Here is an 18,542-nt window from a genome sequence, read left to right as displayed (position 1 = left end):
AACCAATGGTCCCAAGGAGGTGATCGTAGTACCCCGACCGCTACGAGAATTTTATCTCAAAACTCTTTGGAGTACGTAACATCAATATACTAGGAGGTGGGACATGTGTTGTGGCTCCTTTGTATCACACTGCCAATCGCCCTTTCCGAAACCTGTCTATTGTACGGGCTATTGAAGCGGCCCGATTCCCGCCGCGCGAGTGCTGCACCCATACCAGATGAATTCCGGCGTTTGCTCCACTCTGGACTCCTGCGCTTTACATTCTCCATTCAACTCGTGATGGAATTGTGCACGGGCAGCAAGACAGCGGGGTGCATCATGAGCTTCGTCTTTGGCATTGCAGCAGGCCTCATGATAGATGAACACAGAAGTCTCAAAGGCATGTCCGACACTCTCATGAATGTATTCATGGGTATCTCGATGGGTATCTTTCTCATCGGACACATTCCTGTCGCACTCACACTCTTACTCATCTCACCCGTGTTTCTGTCGAGCGGTTTTACATTGTTACATACCATCCGGCATGGGTATCACAATGGATGACCTGAGTTGATTGGGGTTAAACGGCGACGTCGCGCTTCCGGAAGGCAATAGCCGCAACCAAGTGAAAGACGACAAAATACACGATTAACACCACGACACTAAAGCCGAGACTCATGCCCTTCAAGGACGGCCCGCCAACGAAATACTGAGAAAGGTTGGTGTTCGCGAAGAGAATGTACTTATCCCACGCATAACGGCTGAGCGCAGTGACGACCACCGCCCCCGCAAATAATAGGAGAATCGACACCGCAATTGCCAACGAACTACTGCGAAACAACGTCGAAATCATAAACGACACGGTCAGTGTCATCACCAACGGCACCAAGGGAAATGCGTAACTGCGCAATACCTCACTCGCATACGGAATCTGCGCAGGTTCCTGGTTGCTCCCCACATATTGATAGGGTGTCGTGGCGCCATCGAAACCTAACACTAAGCCACCGAGCACCCAAGAAGCCACAAATAACAGCGCGACAAACCCGAGTGCAAACAGCAGGACTGCGATGTATTTTGACCACAAAATCTGAAGCCGGGAAACCGGTCGCATGAACAACAGTTTCGCTGTGCCTGTAGAAAACTCCGCCGCGACAATATCGCCGCCAACGACAGCGGCAAAAATGGTAATTAACGTGATGAGCCCACTGCTGGTATTCATCAATCCCCAGACGTGCGCGCTCGGCGGAATCGATTTGCGCACGAGCATGCATAGTGCGAGCAACGCCAGCAAGACGATGCCCACAAATATCCACGTGCGAGAACGCCGATATATTTTTGCGTTCTCATTCAAAATCAGCCCCCACATTCGGTTTAGCCTCCTGTGATCTCCAAAAATCTGTCTTCCAGCGACTTCGCAAGCACGCGGATCTCATACACACCCACGCCGGCTTCCACGAGTCGCCGATTCAACTCCGGTATTTGCTGTCTGTCAAGCGTCATCCGCACGGTCGATCCGTTCACTACAAAAGCCCCAATCTCAGCCGCAAGTGCACGGAGCACAGTCTCTGCTGCGCCCACATCATCCACGTCCAACACAACTTCCTGCTGACTTTCGTCAATCGCTGTCAACTGATCTATCGTCTGCACCCGCACTAGTTCCCCGTTTTGAATAATGGCCACCCTATCACACATCAGTTCCATCTCAGAGAGCAAGTGACTGGAGACAATCACGCAAACCCCCGACTGTTTGGCCAAGTGACGAAGGTGATCTCTCAACTCGCGAATTCCAGCCGGATCAAGACCATTCGTCGGTTCATCGAGTATCAGCACCGATGGCCTGTGCAGTAGCGCCTGGGCCAAGCCAAGTCGCTGCCGCATGCCCAGAGAATAGCGCTTCACCTTCTCATGAATTCGATCCGCCAACCCGACGAACTCCACAACCTCATCAATTCTTCGCCGGTCAATCCCGCTGCCCATCCGCGCATACTGCAACAAATTCTGATATCCGGTCAGATATTTATACATTTCCGGATTTTCCACAATCGCACCCACTTGACGTATCGCCCTTGCGTAATCCTGAGCAATGTCAAATCCCTGAATTCGCACCTGACCTTGCGAAATGGAAATAAGCCCGACCAACATCCGAATGGTCGTGGTTTTCCCCGCTCCATTCGGACCCAATAAGCCAAACACTTCGCCCTCGTGAATATCAAATGTCAAATCATTGACAATTCGCTTATTCCCGATAATCTTCGTCACATTCCTGAGCTCTACAGCGTTCGCCATGCCTTCCCTCCACGTACCTAGCCTCAAACGAACGATTACACGAAATCACGACAAGTATAACAGTTTCCACAGAAAACAAGGGAACAATTTACAAAATCTAATGAACACAAAAAAAAGACCCCGTGAGGTCTGCCCACCTCTACAGAGTCTTGCGCTGCCCAACCGCCGATTGTTTGGCCCGCATTCGGCGAACGAGCCAAACCAATCCACTCAGGACGACGACTGCACCAACTATCCACAATGCAAACCAATTTCCCTTCAGCACCAATTCAACCAGCACATACGACAACAAAAGTGAGGAGACTGGAGATGCAATCCAGATTTTCACGATGCGTCGCACGACGTCCTGTCGCCAGATGTCGCGCCCAACTTTAGACTGTCCCACGCCAAATATCGCCATCGTAGTGGCCTGTGTCTGCGGCACTGGCAACCCAAATATGGAAGCAATCAAAACCAGGGTGGCACTTGTCAGCGATACCGCCGTCCCCTGCAGGACAGATAACTTCGTGATTTTTTTCGCATTCGTCTCCAGTACTCTGCCACCTAGCGTCACAGCGCCAAGCGCGACGAATAACGCGCCCACATACAACCCTGTACGCTGTCCAATCACATGGGAGGCGACAAGTGGGCCAACCGCATTGGCCACATTGTTCATCCCTGCGGAAAAGGCTTCATAACATCCTGAAAGCACAAGCAAAACCGTGAAGCCAAGTGTAATATACCGCGTTGTAGTGGATACTCTGGCAAGCCTCGGCTCCAGCACGCGAACCACCTTGCCTAGAAAATAAGCGATGGCCATCGCAAGGAATGGCATCACGAGCCAAACCGACGCAATAAATACGATTTTCGAAACATAAATGTGTGAAATCGCCAAACCGACGCCCACAACTGCGCCCACAGTGACCTCACTCGTCGACAGCGGTACCCCAATCAAGTTGGATATAAACAAGGTTAAACAGGCTGAAGCCAAGATTAAAACGGTAATTGACACTGTGATATCATGCGAGGGTACAATCCCTCCACTGATGGTCTTCACTACAGAACCGCCACCGATAACCGCGCCAAGAAACGCAGCCACGGCGACTAAAACCAGCGCAATCCATTTTCGTTTCACGGCGCCCGCACCGTACGCAGCGCCCATGGAGGCCGCAGTGCCACTCGCTCCAATATTGGCCGCAAAGAACATCGCAATGACCCATGCGATAATGAGCATGATTTCGGGCCTCCCAAGACCTATTATCCAAATCAATAAAGTCGGTATTCACCCAGTAAAAAACCCTCTAAATGTCTATCTCTCCCTATGCGATTTCGCACGATGATGGTGAGATTATATTCGGACACCTCAGATAAGGCGACGGCAGAATGCCAATGGGATGAGTATACCAACGCGAACACCGTCGGCAGCGGATTATGTCGAACAATAATATATTGCTCTTATTTTAACAGACGTAAGGTCACATGTATATAGAAGACCAACACGATTTTCGCGTTGTCACAGTATGTAATTTCCTTACTTCGGTCGATCCATCGCAAAAATCTGACCGAGTTTGACATAATCGTCGCCTGCCAAACGCGCCACCGGATTTAATCGCAACGCATCAATTCGTCCATCCTCATAAAGGTCTGGCTGAATATGATACTGAACAACCCGACCAATCAACATATCACACGTAGGTACACTTCCACCTAGTGGCAACGCATGTTCAAGGACACACTCCATCCGAATTTTGGCTTCTTGCACCCCAGGCACATCAATCACGCGACTCTCTACGGGCGTGAGTCCCACCTGCTCTACTTCGCTTTCCTCCGGCCCAAGGGACGCCGCCGTTTGATTGACGTAATCCACGTTATCTGTATCACAAATATGAACCACGAACGCATTGGCAAATATGGCATTGCGAGCTGTATCTTTTTGCTTACCATTTACTCGCTGCACCGATACGGAAATCATAGGCGGTGCCGACGATACAATATTGAAGTAACTGAACGGAGCCGCATTGAGTGTGCCAGCCGCCGACTTCGTCGTCACAAACGCCACGGGCCGCGGAATAACGCTTCCAATCAAAAATTTGTAATTGTCACGAGGACTCAGTTCATCCGGATGTAATGCCAGCACAACATTTCCCTCCAACTTAATAGGCCGTATCATGTACAGCAATATACGGCGCAATGTACGCAAGACTTCACTCCAATAAGTTTGTATACCGTCATCTTACCCTCATCAAAACCTAAATGCCACTTCGTATCTGCGACTACAACCCTTCACAGCATAAAAATACCATGTGTTATGCTTGTCCTATCCTACAGGGGACGATGTCACATAGGTGGCCATTTCGTAAGGAGGGTATCCGCTGTGAGCCACCAGCAAGCAACATACCGCCTACGCGGACACCACTTATTATGTCTACTCGGCTATCGCGGCATGGGCTATTCTCCAGAATACGTACAAAACATGACACAACTTCACCGACGCTTGCGCGAACAACCGGAAACTCTTGTCACTCTCGTTGTCGGCCCAGACGATTTGTGCGCCAAATTTCCAGAGACGCAACCCTGCCACTGTCACGACGCCACAATCATGCAACGCGATAGTGCCGTTCGACAACGCCTTGGCGTGGAAGCTGGAGAGACCTACCGTTGGTCGGACATCGAACAACGAATTCAAAATCACATCGTTGCGTCAGACATCGCAACGCTATGCCGCACTTGCTCCTGGCGGAGCTACGGTGTATGCGAAGCAGGCGTTGAACGCCTCCACAATGGCGAGGGTCTCTTCGAAGTGCCCAATCCGGTAAACGAGACAACCCACCTCAGACCTAAATGAATCTTTAAAAAACTTTAGTGCATTAACGTGCTATCGTAAAAATCAGTATTGTGTTATGATTTATGAGACACAATTTCCCTTTACCCATTGGTCGTCGTATGGCGACCTTTTTTTTCTGATTTTCTGGCGCCCAGGCGTGTCGTGACGATACGCGCGTCCATGGGAGGATACGTTGTGCCTATTGAAACTCCCCCACGGTTAGGCCAGGGTGGGCCTGTGGGGGCCGCATGAGGTAACTTTTCCGCACTATTTGTGACATATCGGCCCTTTGGGGGGCGGATAAGATAAGAAATCTGTGCTATTCGCGCAAATCTACCAAAACGTTCTCAAAAAAAACAAAATAAGGCATGTTTGATGCATTAATCGATACAAAAACGGCACGAGTGTCTTATTAAGACGCCATCACGCCGGGCGCTCGCCTGCCGCCTGCGGTGGCCTGCGGCCATACGGTCCAGGGCGTTGCTGAATCTACGCAGCATTTCCTTGGACTGGCATTTACGCTACAACATCACCGTACAATGTGAGAGACGGGAGGTATGCACATGTTTGCAGCCATCAGTCTCCATCGCCCACGTAAATTGCGCTACCAAACCATCCCTTGGGAATGGTTACAGAAAACCGAGCCTGCCCAAGCGGCAACCATTCAGCTCCCGCTGATTTCCTTGTTGCCGTATTTCTACTACCCAATAGTTGCGGAAAGTATGGTGCTCCTGAGTGTCCTGCTATTCGCAAACGACTCAATGTAAAAATCGCTTGATGGAGTGAACGTGACGATTGAAGAAATAACCTGCCACCCATACCGTCACAAGTGCAACCGCGCCAATCACAAGCCAGGTCATGTACCGCTTCGAGACACCTAAAAACACGAGGGCTGCGCCGATATAATACGGGATTCCACCCACTGCCGACGTCCAAATAAAGTCGCGCAGCCGAATATTGCGCAAGACACCTGCAACATAATTGACGACAATAAACGGAAATGGAATAATACGCACGGCAATTAAACCAAAAATGCCGCGATTTCCGATCCAACTTGAAATCTGCTCGACCCGATCTTCCGAAATAAAGTGGCGCAGCAACTTTCGGCCAACGTGTCGAGCAAGCAGAAAAGTCACGATGGCGGCAATCATTGTGCCCACCCAACTAAGCAAAATTCCCCACCATGGACCAAAAATTTTCATGATGACAATCATCAAGAACTCAGACGGAACAGGGAGAATGCTGAGTAGCGCCATCAAAGCAATCGCGATGATCACACCGAGAATCCCCGTCGACTGAATCACGCGTGACAGTTCATTCGAGCGATCAAATCGGAAAAAAATAACGATGAGAATCGCGAAAATCACAATGAGGGCAATTGTCGATAAAACGCCCTCCATCCGGTTTAACTTCCGTCCTGAAGCACGCTGGTCCGAATTGCGTCGACGCCTGTGGTACACTCGCGGCCTTGGTTCCATATCCATGACTTCACTCCTGTCGTGGTGTCCAGCGTTGGCTTCCAGTCATCCTTTCAACAGACACTTTCATCATTCCCGGACAATTGCTTTCAAAAATCACATTCCACAAATGACACAAAAAAATAAGCGATATTTCACGAAACAGCATTGATGCGAACATTTGTTCGTATTATGATATATGCAACGACACTGATCGAAGGTGGTTTACAGCATGACACAATTAGAGTTCTTCAAGACGTTTGGCGAAGCAATTCTGGCAGCCGTTCAAGACGAACAGTTAGCCATGCGTGTCGTATGCCGTGCTTGGCGAACACACAAACGCACGGGCCAAATGCGATTTGCAACTGCGAATAGCAACTAACAAAATGCCTTGATTCCGAAGCCAACTGTCGAACGAGAAACAGCAAGGGTTTTCATTTATCACCGTGAAGTATTAGCCTAATGCCGTGAATGAACCCAGTATATCAAGGATTCGAACGCAGTTCGAATCCACTCACGATGCGCGAAAAGAATTTCTGAGCGAAATACATCTACGGGACGGATGCAATCAAGTGCAATTTAAGGCAGTGTGTATTTTGAGGTCAAGATATTCAACAGTCAGATCTTCGGAAAGAGGAATCAGGCGCAGCCCGCACCGCTGCAAAGGCGACTTCAACAGCACCGCTAGGAAGCTACAGAGGCTTGATGCATTCCGTACAGACGTACATAGTAAAGCCTTCGGCGTCAAAACGAACTGAGACCCAACACAACGCACAAACCGTTTTGCATGGGTGCCGTTTGTGCGTTGTATGGATTCAAAAGTTCTTCAATCTACAACAAACTTCTCTTGCCATGTCCTGTCGAGAAATCCACGGCGTCTTGAACTGTCATAAAATCCGCAAGCATCGTCGATAATCCCCATATACGTACTACTCAATGGGGTGACGCGCACTCGCACGAAATATTCTCCGTTCCGCACGTCGTCAAGACAGAATCAATGTCTATTTCAACTTCTGTCTGATTTGCTTCAGCGTCTCGGATATTTCATCCAGTTGAGGGTAATAATTAAATTGCGGGTGAACAATGGACAGGAGTGTATCACACCCGGCACACACAATCACCACGATTTTTCTCGTATCGCCTTCTAACTGCACTTCGTCAATTGCAAACTTAGCGGTACCACACTTTGGACATCTGGCCATTTCTATACCTCCACTTACAAAACCATGTAAGCACGAGGATACACCGGATCGACACGTTCTGCCATAACCAAAGCATGACAATTGAATGGAAATGGTGTGTGGCTTGGTGAAAACCCTATCGCCATGATTGCGAATCGAGAATTTCAACAAGGAATCTACGACCGGGACAACCGGGGAACAACCTGGGTTCTAAATTGCGTGCAGTTGTTCCCTACAATTTGCGATAACAGGAGGGAGGAACTACGGCATGCAGTCCACCGCCACGTATTCGAAGCCATGTAAAAACTACAGGATTGATGGGAAAATTCCTGCAGGAGGATGGAACGGATTTAAAATGCAATTTACGGTTCACGAAGGAATCCGCAATGGTGCAGATGAAGTAGACGCCGATTCCGAAAAGACCCTATTTCTCACGCTCACAAACATCGCGGCTGTGTATTTGACAATGCGTGATTCCAGTACCGAGCCGTACGACTGGCTTTGGCAACACGGTTGTCACCTCATCGAAGAGGCACTTTCCGAAAGTACGCCCAGCAACTCATTGGAGGAACGGGATTACTATGTTTTATTAAACGACGTCAAACACTGGTCGAACATGAAACTTCGTGAACTCTCCCCATCCCCGCGCCCGTCTGCGCGAATGGCGTGACAATCGCACGCAAATGCCACACAAACGCGGTGCCCCAATCATCGGCAACCGTGTTTGTGTGGCACAGCGAGAGATTGGCGACCAAATGAACGACCTATCGTCTAACGCCCTGTCGATGTAGATTGCGTACCCCGCCGACCCCAGGAGCGCTCGATTTCTTCAAGTGTCTTACCCTTTGTCTCTGGTACCAGCGCAAGCGTAAAGATGAACGCCACCAGCGACAAAATACCAAACGTCCAAAAGGTACTGGAAGCGCCGACGCTGTTCAAAAGAACCGGGAATGACTGAGACACTGCGTAATCCGCAATCCAAAGTGCCACAGATGCAATCGCAGTCGCCCGCCCTCGAATACTCGTGGGAAAAATTTCTGCCATGACGAGCCAGACAATCGGTCCAAAGGAAACCGCGAACGCCGCGACAAACACCAGAATTAACACGAGCACGAGCGGTCCTGCCGTGTTCCCCGTATAAAAGGCGTACCCGACGATGGCAATGCTCACCGTCATAAAAGCAGAACCAATGAGGAGGAGGACTTTGCGTCCGACGCGATCGATCAACCACAACGAAATTAGTGTAAACACCAAGTTATCTGCGCCAGTAATGACGGTTTCAATCAGCGATGCGTTGGTGCCGGCCCCAGTTTGCTTAAAAATCTCTGGAGCGTAATACATAATCGCATTAATCCCCGTGACTTGTTGTAGGATGGCCAAGACCACACCGACCAACAACGCAACGCGAAACCCTGGTCGAAACAATAATCCAATGTTCCCCGACTCGTCGTTGAGCGTATCACGGATTTCCGACAGCTCAACCCGGGCTCTTGTTGGACCATTCACACGGGTCAATATCTGAAGCGCTCTGTCCCCGAGGCCATGCCGCTCCAACCACCGAGGGCTTTCAGGCACGAACAGCAAGAGGATAATAAATAGCCCACCAGGTACTACGCCCAGGCCAAACATCCACCGCCACGCCGATTCGATATCCCATGTTGGTGAACCGAGATTCGCCACCCACATATTGACGAAATAAATCGCCGAAATACCAATAACGACCGCTAGTTGGTTTAACGAGACGAGGCTCCCGCGGTGTCGCGCGGGCGCAATTTCAGCGATATAGAGTGGCACCAACGTGGAGGAAATTCCGATACCGATACCACCGACAATGCGGGCCCATACAAACTCCGTGATGGTTGCTGGGAGTGCTGAACCGATGGAGCCAATGACGAACAGAAATCCAGCGACAATCAGCATTTTCTTACGACCAAAGCGGTCACTCAGAAAGCCGGCAAATCCGGCTCCGACGATAGCGCCAATCATGAGGCAGGACACCGCCCACCCCTGCATCCCTGGGCCTAAGTGGAATTTTTGTTGCATAAACACGATGGCACCGGAAATCACCGCTGTGTCGTAACCAAACAACAAGCCGCCAATTGCCGCGACAATCGACACGAGTGTCACAAAGCCAAGATTCGTCCCTTCTGCCTGTTGCCTGCTCAATACACTCACCTCACAATTCACTTTGATGACCAAATGTTGAAACTGGCCTACCGACCTTGCACACGAATCCCAAAACCCAATGGTAATGTAACCGCATCGGCCACTTTTCACGCGCCGCCTGACACCCTTGACACCAAAGCTCAGCCACAGGCAGGTCAAAGTTCCGGAAAACATAAACCCGTATAAACACGAAAAGACGGCTTTCGCCGTCTTTTCGCATAGGCACGTTGATTACACCACAGATTCGAAATATCATTTCGTTTTTGCGGTACATCAACCTCCTGCACGGTAATCTTCCCAGTGAGAAGAGGTCTATACACATCAAGTTCGTGGATAAATATGGGCTATGTTTTCGAATCCTATACCTTACTGTGGATTCGTCATCCACAAGCCCGCATTCTTCACAAATACGCGCTGCGGCAATTTCAAAACATCCACCACTAATTCGGCCACATCCTCCGGTTGCATCATGTGATCCTCATCGCCAATCTTAAGGCCCGCACTTGCGGCCAATTCCGTGTTAACGGTACTCGGCGCCAGCGCCGTCACCCGGATGTTATTCTTGCGAACTTCTTGCATCAACGACTCCGTGAAGCCCATGATAGCGAACTTCGACGCCGAATACGCAGAAGTCGTCGCAGATGCCCGTTCACCTGCTGTCGAACTGATGTTAATGATGTTACCAACGTTCTGCGCCACCATGATTGGAAGTACCGCACGGGTCACGTAATACGTCCCCATCAGATTGACTTGAATCATGCGCTCCCAGACTTCCGGGTCCATGTCAATGATGCGCCCAAATTGCGCCGTACCTGCATTATTGACCAATATATCGACAGAACCCAGCTCCTGATGCAGCTTCTGAACAGCCTCGTCAACCGCCTTGCGGTCGGTGATATCAACCGGCGCGATGGCCGTTTTGACGCCATAGGTCTCTCGCACATGTGCAGACACTTGCTCTAAATCCTGCTGTGTTCGAGCCAAAAGTCCAACGTGAACCCCTTCTTTTGCCAAACGTTCGACGATAGACCGGCCAATACCCTTGCCAGCCCCAGTCACCAGTGCAACTTTGTTTTGTAAATCCATATGTAACCCCTCCTTGCCCTTCGTCTCTATCTCAACGACGAAGGTCCCAGATCAAAAGAATACTCCTCATCCTGCAAACTTCCAAATCGCGTCACTCATGTGTTGCAGTATCCTTTACTTGACCTTGTGATTGACCTTGAAAAAGCGCGCGTTCGTATGCTACGATTCGACTGTAAAAATGCAAATATCAATCCCGATTACATAACTGGCGGATTCGTGGGTCACCACAAGGGAATGTAATCTGTTATCGCCGACCGCCTGGGCATCTTGTACAAAGATCCCAGGCGGTTTTTATGTCGCTTGTATGTTGACTAGTCATTACGGCAAAGGAGTCGAAGAGACATGTACGGAGCCCCACTATCCAAAAAGGCCAAAAAGATGATGCTACTTGGCGCAGGTGAACTAGGAAAAGAAGTTGTACTCGAGGCACAACGACTCGGTGTCGAGACAATTGCAGTTGACCGTTACAAAAATGCCCCCGCGATGCAAGTCGCACACCGCGCGCACGTCATTGACATGACAGACGGCGCACAGTTGCGCGCGGTCATTGAACGCGAGCGTCCAGATCTCGTCGTCCCAGAGATTGAAGCCATCGCAACGACGACCTTGGTCGAACTTGAAGCACAGGGGCTGCACGTCGTCCCGACAGCGCGGGCGGCACAACTCACGATGGACAGAGAAGGCATCCGCCGGCTCGCGGCGGAAACATTAAATCTCCCGACGGCCCGCTACGAATTTGCCGATTCGCTCGACGAACTGCGCAGAGCCGTCGGCCGAATTGGAACCCCATGTGTCGTCAAACCCATTATGAGTTCATCTGGGAAGGGACAAAGCGTTTGTCAATCGCCGGACGAAGTCGAGTCCGTCTGGGCCTATGCCATGGAAAGCGGCCGTGTGCGAAACAGCCGCGTCATCGTCGAGTCATTTGTCCAATTCGACTCCGAGATCACGCTCTTAACTGTACGCTCTACCTCCGGTACCAACTTCTGTGCACCAATTGGACACGTTCAAAAGGACGGCGACTATATTGAGTCGTGGCAGCCGCACAACCTTACGAATGCGCAACGCCTGGAAGCAGAGCATATCGCCAAATCAATCACAGACGCCCTAGGCGGTTATGGCGTGTTTGGCGTGGAATTGTTTATTGCCCCTGACAAAGTGTATTTTAGCGAAGTGTCCCCGCGGCCACACGACACCGGTCTCGTTACCCTAATCACCCAGGATTTGTCCGAATTCGCACTCCACGTGCGGGCGATTCTCGGCTTCCCCATCAGCGAAATCACGCTCCGCACACCTGGCGCAAGCCGAGCCTTAAAATCCCCCATCGCGAGTGATGCTTATCAAGTGGGCGGGATCGACAAAGCGCTCGCGGTGCCCCAGACGCAAGTTCGCCTGTTCGGGAAACCAACTGCGACCGTGGGCCGCCGCCTGGGTGTTGTCTTAAGCGCCGGAAGCGACGTTGCAACCGCGCGTGCCCGGGCAGAAACTGCTGCTAGTGGCATTGAAATCACCCGTCCCTAAAGGCTGTAGAATAGCGCGCAGGTTGCCATCACACGCAACCACTTACGCCGTGCGCGTCTCCCAAATACCCTCAGCTGACTGCTGAGGGTATTTGATGATCCGCAATTTACCACCCGCATCAGGAATTCCGTCGGGCCTTTGTCATTACCCTATGTCGTGTAAGAGATATACAAAAGGACTCAATCTCGAAGAACAGCCGGGATTACGGACGTCTGCTGAAGGGGGAGCCAATCTGTGACACTGTATTTCGGAGTCGATGTCGGCGGGACAAGTATTAAGACCGCATTGGTCACAGAAAAGGGAGAAATCGTCACCCGCTCATCATTTGCCACAAATCTTCACAGGCGCCCTGAGGACGTCTGCAACGAACTGCAGGGCGTTCTGCATCAGGTCGTAGAAAAGGCTGCTTGTAGCATTTCAGACGTCGTTGGCGTCGGGGTCGGACTACCTGGATTTTTAGATCTGAAAAAGGGGGAAATCATCAAATTACCGAACATTGGATGGGAAAACATTCCGTTTATTCAAATCGCGGAAAATGCATTTCATCTCCCTGTCGTCATGGAGAACGACGCCAAAGTGGCCGCGCTCGCAGAATCCTGGATTGGCGCTGGCCAACACGCGCTCGCGCTGGTCTGCGTGACGGTTGGGACAGGGGTTGGTGGCGGGTTTGTGGTTCACCAACGGCTGTATCGGGGTGTCAACGGCATGGCTGGCGAGGTCGGTCACCTGACAGTCGACAAAGGCGGCCTACCCTGCCATTGTGGTCGGCGAGGTTGCCTGGAAACCGTCGCGTCTGCGACCGCCATGGTACGCCGCGCCAAAGAATTGCAAGCATCAGGCCAATTGTCTGACGAAGTCGCGATTGACGAAGCCAAGACCATTTTTGACCTCGCCGACAAAGGCGACAAGATGGCACAACAGATTATCGATGAAGCTGCGGATTGGCTTGGTTTTGGCCTATCCATCATCGCCGGTACGGTCAATCCCGATACCATTCTAATTGGCGGCGGCATCTCCAAGGCCGGGGACGTCTTCCTCCGCCCAGTGACGGAAGCGTTTCGCCGATACGCGCTGCACCTCGTGGCGGACGCGTGCACCGTGCGCGCTGCAAAGCTGACCAACGATGCGGGTGTCATTGGCGCCTCCCGCCTGGTATCACAGCGTGAAAGTTTACGGCGATAATCTGAGAAAACACGCGAATGGAGATGTGCACGCAGCGCATCCGTGAGACGACCGCATTCACACATGCCAACAGGGCCATCCGGCAAGGAATCCCCCGCAGAATGGCCCAAAACCACTTACAACAACAAAGACAATTGATTCGACGACGGCAAACCCTCTAAACAGCCGTGGGCGTCCAATAATTCAATGACCGTCTTCGATGCGCGCGAGCGCTCCTGAAGATCTTCGACAGAGAGGAACGGGCCCTCTTTCGCCGCTTCGGCGATACTTTTGGCAGCCGACTCGCCGACGCCATCCAGCGCCGCAAACGGTGGCAACAAGCCGTTTTGTTCCTTAACCACCTTAAATTTCGTCGCATCCGACTCATAGAGACTCAGCGGCAAGAAACGAAAACCGCGAGCCGTCATTTCCAGCGCCATCTCAAGCACCGTCAAAAGCGACTTCTCCTTCGGTGACGCCTGGAACGACTTCGCCTCAATCTCCTCGATTTTCGCGCGAATGGCGTCGTAGCCTTTGCCCATGATGTCGAGATCGAAATCGTCCGCGCGCACAGAGAAGTAGGTCGCATAGAATTCCAACGGATAATGCACCTTGAAGTAGGCGATGCGAACCGCCATCAACACATACGCCGTGGCGTGCGCTTTCGGAAACATATACTTAATCTGCTTACACGACCAAATGTACCAATCTGGCACGTTGTTGCGCTTCATTTCCTCTTCCATCTCAGGCGTGAGGCCCTTGCCCTTACGCACACTCTCCATAATTTTAAAGGCGAGTGATGGCTCCAGCCCAGCGTAAATCAGGTAGACCATGATATCGTCGCGGCAACCAATGACGTCCTTGAGCTTACAGACGTTATCCTGAATCAACTTTTGCGCGTTGTTCAGCCACACGTCGGTGCCGTGAGACAGACCCGAAATCTGCAGCAGCTCCGCAAACGTACTCGGTTTCGTATCCTCAAGCATTTGCCGGACAAATTTCGTCCCAAACTCCGGAATACCGTACGTACCCGTTTTCGAACGAATCCGCTCAGGTGTCACCGGATGGTTAGGATCAACCGTCAACGCCTCCGTACCCGAGAACAGCGACATCACAGCTGGGTCGTCCGTCGGAATTTTTTTCGGGTCTAATCCCGTCAAGTCCTGCAACATGCGAATGACGGTGGGATCGTCATGACCGAGAATATCGAGTTTGAGCAAGTTATCGTGGATGGAGTGGAAGTCGAAGTGCGACGTGCGCCACTCTGCATCCTTATCATCCGCCGGATACTGAATCGGACAAAAATCGTAGACATCCATGTAGTCAGGCACGACGAGAATACCACCTGGATGTTGACCGGTTGTGCGCTTAATGCCCGTGCATCCCTGAACGAGCCGCGTCATTTCCGCGTTGCGCAGGTTCCAGCCCTTTTCTTCCGCATACTTTTTGACGTAACCAAAGGCCGTCTTCTCGGCAACCGTCGCAATCGTCCCTGCGCGATACACGTAATCTTCACCAAACAGCACCTTGGTGTAAGCGTGCGCTTGCGCCTGGTACTCCCCGGAGAAGTTCAAATCGATATCAGGCACTTTATCGCCTTTAAATCCGAGGAACGTCTCGAATGGGATATCGTGTCCGTCCTTGTCCAATTCGGTTCCACACTTCGGGCACGCCTTGTCCGGTAAATCAAACCCAGAGCCGACGGATCCGTCCGCGATAAACTCACTGTATTTACAGCTCGGACAGCGGTAGTGCGGCGGCAGCGGATTGACCTCTGTGATATCGGACATCGTCGCCACGAACGACGAACCGACCGACCCACGGGACCCAACCAGGTACCCGTCATCCAGCGACTTCTTGACAATTTTGTGCGAGATGAGATAGATAACTGAGAAGCCGTGCGTCGTGATAGAGTTCAATTCCTTCTCCAGCCGCTTCTCGACAATCTCCGGCAATACCTCACCGTACAATTCGTGCGCCTTGGCGTAGCACATATCACGGATTTCCTCTTCAGCGCCCTCAATTTTTGGCGTGTACAGCTTATCCGGGATTGGCGAGACGTCCTCAATCATATCGGCGATGCGATTCGTGTTCGTGACGACAATTTCCTCGGCCAATTCCGGCCCCAGATAGGAAAACGCCTCAAGCATCTCGTCCGTTGACATGAAATACAGCGGCGGCTGGTCGTCCGCGTTCGGGTCTTTTTGCGACTTCAAGAAAATATCACGGAAAATGGCGTCCTCCGGGTTCAAAAAATGCACGTCCCCCGTCGCGACAACCGGCTTGCCGAGGCGCCGCGCAATGTCGATGATGGTCCGATGGTAGTCCTTCACCGACTCAATCGACGGGATGATCTCATTGCGCAAAAGCGGTTTGTAATGCGCTGGCGGCTGAATTTCCAGGTAGTCGTAGAACTCCGCAATTTGCTCGAGTTCTTCCCCAGTCTTACCACGCAGTAACGCATCAAACACTTCGCCATTCTGACAAGCCGAGCCAATTAAGAGCCCTTCGCGGTACTTGACCAACAAGCTTCGCGGTACGCGCGGCACGCGGTACAAGTACTTCGTGTGCGACTCCGACACAATCTTGTAGAGGTTCTTCAACCCCACCTTGTTCTGCACGAGCACCGTCAGGTGGAATGGACGCACACTCGTATAGTCAATCTGTCCATCGTCGTCATTTAATTGCGACACCGTCGTGAAGCCCTGGTCGATGGCGTCCTTGAGCATATACTGAAAGACTTTCGCCAAGGCCACCGTGTCGTCGAGGGCGCGGTGGGCGTTGACGAGATCGACCGAGAATTTTTTGGCCAACGTCCCCAACCGGTAATTGCGTTCCCGCGGGTACAGCTTGCGCGCCAAGGGCAACGTATCGAGTACGACGTTGGTCCACGGCTCCATACCAATGCGCTTCGCACACGCCCGCAAAAACGCCAAGTCGAACTCGGCATTGTGGGCCACGAGCACCGCGTCGCCCACAAATTCACGAAAATCCGGCAGGACTTCGTGCAGTTTCCGCTTGCCCCGCACCATTTCGTTGGTGATATGTGTGAGCTCCATAATTTTTTGGCTGATCTCCACTTCCGGATCAATCAGTTCTGTCCACTCTTCGACAATCTCGTTGCCGCGCACTTTCACGGCCGCAATCTCGATGAGCGTGTGTTCAGAGGAGTTGAGGCCTGTCGTCTCAGTATCAAAGACGACCCATGTCGTCGAATCGTCAATTTGCACATCGTTGTTCCCGTCCAATTGGTAGACAATCGGCACTCCGTCGTTAACCACGTACGCTTCCAACCCAAGCAAGCACTTGAGATTGTTCTTTTTCGCCACGCTGTAGGCCTCGGGGAACGACTGAACCACCCCGTGGTCCGTAATCGCAATCGCCTGGTGTCCCCATTTGGCTGCCTGTCCGATCAAATCTTTGACCGGCACGACAGCATCCAAAGCCGACATCGGCGTATGCGCGTGCAATTCGACACGCTTCACGGGCGCCGTGTCCTTGCGCACTTTGCCTTCAGCCGGACGCATATCCTGAATCAATAGCACCAGTTCCTTGAGGAAGGTATCGTACTGCACCTGCCCCTGTACCCGTACGTAGACGCCATCCTTCAACCCAGACAATGCCTCGAGTTGGCGGTCGTTGTTCACAAACATCTTCGCCGTGATGGAATCCGCATTGTCTGTGATGTTGAACTGCACGAGCGTGCGCCCACTCGGGAGCGTTCGCACCTCCGACTGGAAGACGCGCCCCTCGACAGCCACGCGCCGCATCTCGTCTTGAATCTCCTTCATCGACGTGATAGGCCCGTCAATCGCCCGACCGATATGCAAAGGTTCCACAGGCTCGTCATTTCGGCGATCCCGCCGGTACCCCCTATCCCCCTGAGAGGACGGGGGCGCCTCTTTCTCCGCCATCTGCGCCTGCTCGCGCTGCGCTTGCTCCTGTTCAATCATCACCTGTTCGACGTGCTTGCGCTCTTCCTCGAGCAACTTCTGGCGCAACGCCTCTGCCTTATCGTCCGCAGCACCGTCAAGCTGAACCGAAACTTTCAGGTCCACGCCGAACAGCGACTTCATTTGCTGCGACAACCACACAAGCGCGCCTTTGCGCTCCAGAGACTGTTGTTCCGCCGCATTGCTGACCAAAAACGTCAGTTGACCCTCGTCAAACCGCCGTTGCGCCTGGCGCAGCCATGTGGCGGCAATCATCTCATCCTCCTGATACCATTCCAATAACGCGTCCAGCATCGACGCCGTACACGTCTCATCGTAGGCCGGTGGCGCATAGGCGAATGCGTAAGTTACTGTGGCACCATACGCGGTAAAACACTGGACGGCTTCCTGCAGGGAGCGATAATCCTTGATATACTGCTGACAGACCGCCGACGTGCCGCCTTCATCTACATTCGACAGCTCCAGTGGCATCAAAAAAATGTCGACGCGATTGACTGTGGGGTTCACCACAACCCGCGAGACAATGCGCTCGACCACGTCCCTCGGCAAATTGACTTCATCTGCCGCTTGAGGCGCATTCAAATCATCCTGTTGCATGCTTCTAACCCTCCGCGTCACATCTATCAGGCGAAATCGCTTCGCAACAGATTTTACGATGTCTATCACTCAACATCTATGAGTGTACCACGGGTTGGCGCCAATGTTCATGAGAATTAGGGCCGCTTCGGTCGACAATCGAGAACGTACAAGACGCCTCATCGCCCATTCTCCGTCCTGTTCATCGGCAATTGCACAAGACCGACTAGAACAACATAAAAACGAGCAGTCCTCATCTATCCCAACCCTTTCATTCCATGCCAACCATTCCTTGAAATGAATTCGAGATTTGGATGATGATTCCTACTCGTTGCACAAAGTCTGGTTCCTCGTGATGACAGCGGTGACGACA

Annotated in this window: 16 protein-coding genes and 1 riboswitch; of the genes, 7 read left to right on the top strand and 9 right to left on the bottom strand. The window is 51.8% G+C overall.

Features of this window, described 5'->3' with window-relative positions; genetic code table 11:
• Window positions 1–105 precede the first annotated feature (105 nt).
• Window positions 106–543, top strand: coding sequence for a hypothetical protein (locus tag J3482_RS16485; RefSeq protein WP_206922751.1), 438 nt, complete (start codon window positions 106–108; stop codon window positions 541–543).
• 16 nt (window positions 544–559) lie between these two features.
• Here the strand turns inward: J3482_RS16485 and J3482_RS16480 are convergent, their stop codons facing one another.
• From J3482_RS16480 to J3482_RS16465, 4 genes are all read right to left on the bottom strand, one after another.
• On the bottom strand, window positions 560–1,345 hold the full coding sequence (locus J3482_RS16480) for an ABC transporter permease (protein ID WP_206922750.1): 786 nt from the start codon (window positions 1,343–1,345) through the stop codon (window positions 560–562).
• Window positions 1,346–1,350: 5 nt separating this feature from the next.
• A complete protein-coding gene (locus tag J3482_RS16475) occupies window positions 1,351–2,265 on the bottom strand; it encodes an ABC transporter ATP-binding protein (protein ID WP_206922749.1) in 915 nt (304 codons plus the stop codon).
• A gap of 139 nt (window positions 2,266–2,404) precedes the next feature.
• The gene (gene cysP, locus J3482_RS16470) at window positions 2,405–3,478 is read right to left on the bottom strand and encodes a sulfate permease (protein WP_206922748.1); all 1,074 of its coding nucleotides are present in this window, start codon (window positions 3,476–3,478) and stop codon (window positions 2,405–2,407) included.
• Window positions 3,479–3,775: 297 nt separating this feature from the next.
• Window positions 3,776–4,381, bottom strand: coding sequence for a flavin reductase family protein (locus tag J3482_RS16465; protein WP_206922747.1), 606 nt, complete (start codon window positions 4,379–4,381; stop codon window positions 3,776–3,778).
• A 237-nt stretch (window positions 4,382–4,618) separates the two neighbouring features.
• On the opposite strand from J3482_RS16465, the gene J3482_RS16460 reads away from it, so the two are divergent.
• Together J3482_RS16460 and J3482_RS16455 are read left to right on the top strand one after the other, a co-directional pair.
• The gene (locus J3482_RS16460) at window positions 4,619–5,089 is read left to right on the top strand and encodes a DUF1284 domain-containing protein (RefSeq protein WP_438938625.1); all 471 of its coding nucleotides are present in this window, start codon (window positions 4,619–4,621) and stop codon (window positions 5,087–5,089) included.
• 542 nt (window positions 5,090–5,631) lie between these two features.
• Window positions 5,632–5,835: a hypothetical protein gene (locus J3482_RS16455; RefSeq protein ID WP_206917239.1), complete on the top strand. Its 204-nt coding sequence runs from the start codon at window positions 5,632–5,634 to the stop codon at window positions 5,833–5,835.
• Here the strand turns inward: J3482_RS16455 and J3482_RS16450 are convergent.
• Window positions 5,827–6,552 carry a TVP38/TMEM64 family protein gene (locus tag J3482_RS16450; RefSeq protein ID WP_206917238.1) on the bottom strand — a complete coding sequence of 242 codons (726 nt, stop codon included), beginning with the start codon at window positions 6,550–6,552 and terminating at the stop codon, window positions 5,827–5,829. The genes J3482_RS16455 and J3482_RS16450 overlap by 9 nt on opposite strands.
• A 205-nt stretch (window positions 6,553–6,757) precedes the next feature.
• Here J3482_RS16450 and J3482_RS16445 point away from each other — a divergent pair, with 205 nt between their 5' ends.
• A complete protein-coding gene (locus J3482_RS16445) occupies window positions 6,758–6,907 on the top strand; it encodes a hypothetical protein (protein WP_021297774.1) in 150 nt (49 codons plus the stop codon).
• Between the two features lie 619 nt (window positions 6,908–7,526).
• Here the strand turns inward: J3482_RS16445 and J3482_RS16440 are convergent.
• Window positions 7,527–7,727: a hypothetical protein gene (locus J3482_RS16440; RefSeq protein ID WP_206917237.1), complete on the bottom strand. Its 201-nt coding sequence runs from the start codon at window positions 7,725–7,727 to the stop codon at window positions 7,527–7,529.
• 247 nt (window positions 7,728–7,974) lie between these two features.
• On the opposite strand from J3482_RS16440, the gene J3482_RS16435 reads away from it, so the two are divergent.
• On the top strand, window positions 7,975–8,376 hold the full coding sequence (locus J3482_RS16435; RefSeq protein ID WP_206917234.1) for a hypothetical protein: 402 nt from the start codon (window positions 7,975–7,977) through the stop codon (window positions 8,374–8,376).
• Window positions 8,377–8,477: 101 nt separating this feature from the next.
• Here J3482_RS16435 and J3482_RS16430 read toward each other — a convergent pair whose 3' ends face one another.
• Together J3482_RS16430 and J3482_RS16425 are read right to left on the bottom strand one after the other, a co-directional pair.
• Window positions 8,478–9,881, bottom strand: coding sequence for a sugar porter family MFS transporter (locus J3482_RS16430; RefSeq protein ID WP_328702732.1), 1,404 nt, complete (start codon window positions 9,879–9,881; stop codon window positions 8,478–8,480).
• A 357-nt stretch (window positions 9,882–10,238) separates the two neighbouring features.
• Entirely contained in the window at window positions 10,239–10,958 is a 720-nt protein-coding gene (locus J3482_RS16425; RefSeq protein WP_206922744.1) for a 3-ketoacyl-ACP reductase, read from the bottom strand.
• Window positions 10,959–11,149: 191 nt separating this feature from the next.
• A riboswitch (ZMP/ZTP riboswitch) is annotated at window positions 11,150–11,229 on the top strand.
• A 71-nt stretch (window positions 11,230–11,300) separates the two neighbouring features.
• Here J3482_RS16425 and purT point away from each other — a divergent pair.
• The gene (gene purT / locus J3482_RS16420; RefSeq protein ID WP_206922743.1) at window positions 11,301–12,479 is read left to right on the top strand and encodes a formate-dependent phosphoribosylglycinamide formyltransferase; all 1,179 of its coding nucleotides are present in this window, start codon (window positions 11,301–11,303) and stop codon (window positions 12,477–12,479) included.
• Window positions 12,480–12,713: 234 nt separating this feature from the next.
• Window positions 12,714–13,661 carry an ROK family protein gene (locus J3482_RS16415; protein WP_206917223.1) on the top strand — a complete coding sequence of 316 codons (948 nt, stop codon included), beginning with the start codon at window positions 12,714–12,716 and terminating at the stop codon, window positions 13,659–13,661.
• Between the two features lie 116 nt (window positions 13,662–13,777).
• Here J3482_RS16415 and J3482_RS16410 read toward each other — a convergent pair whose 3' ends face one another.
• Window positions 13,778–18,190 (bottom strand): PolC-type DNA polymerase III, encoded by a 4,413-nt coding sequence (locus J3482_RS16410; protein WP_236018312.1) that lies wholly within the window; start codon window positions 18,188–18,190, stop codon window positions 13,778–13,780.
• Window positions 18,191–18,542: the final 352 nt, after the last annotated feature.

Origin of the sequence: Alicyclobacillus suci, from assembly GCF_017329615.1 — a bacterium.
Taxonomy (GTDB): domain Bacteria; phylum Bacillota; class Bacilli; order Alicyclobacillales; family Alicyclobacillaceae; genus Alicyclobacillus; species Alicyclobacillus suci.
The sequence above is the reverse complement of the archived record's forward strand: the minus strand, read 5'-3'. Positions and strand labels throughout refer to the sequence as shown.